The sequence below is a fragment of the Methylobacterium variabile genome, assembly GCF_001043975.1.
Lineage (GTDB): Bacteria > Pseudomonadota > Alphaproteobacteria > Rhizobiales > Beijerinckiaceae > Methylobacterium > Methylobacterium variabile.
The window spans coordinates 1-518 of record NZ_LABY01000331.1; the positions used below are offsets into that span (position 1 = coordinate 1).

1 protein-coding gene is annotated in these 518 nt (G+C 71.0%); it reads left to right on the plus strand.

The window, feature by feature from the left end; translation table 11 throughout:
* On the plus strand, positions 1 to 518 hold a 518-nt coding region (locus VQ02_RS32310; RefSeq protein ID WP_048448367.1), incomplete at both ends, for an EAL domain-containing protein.

A 518-nucleotide genomic window follows, 5' to 3' on the forward strand; every position in this document is an offset into this window, starting at 1 on the left:
CGCCGAGGCGCTCGTGCCGCCCTTCGAGATCGGCAGCCACCAGATCCGCTCCAGCGTCAGCATCGGCATCGCGGTCGGCCCGGAGGACGGGGAGACCGCCGACGACATCCTGATCGCCGCCGACCTCGCGCTCTACGCCGTGAAGGCGGGCAAGCGCGGCACCTTCCAGTTCTACGACCGGCAGATGAGCGTGGGCCTGGAGGACCGGCGCCAGCTCGAGGGCGACCTGCGCCGGGCGATCGAGCGCGGGGAGCTGGAGCTGCACTATCAGCCCTCGATCATCCTCAAGACCGGCGAGATCGCCGGGTTCGAGGCGCTGGCGCGCTGGAAGCACCCGGTGCGGGGCAACGTGCCGCCCTCGCTGTTCATCTCGATCGCCGAGGAGTGCGGCCTCATCCATGCCATCGGCGAGTGGTCGCTGACGGAGGCCTGCCGCCAGGCCGCGACCTGGCCCGAGCGGCTGAAGATCGCCGTGAACCTGTCGCCGGTGCAGTTCTCCGGCCCGGACCTCGTCGGGA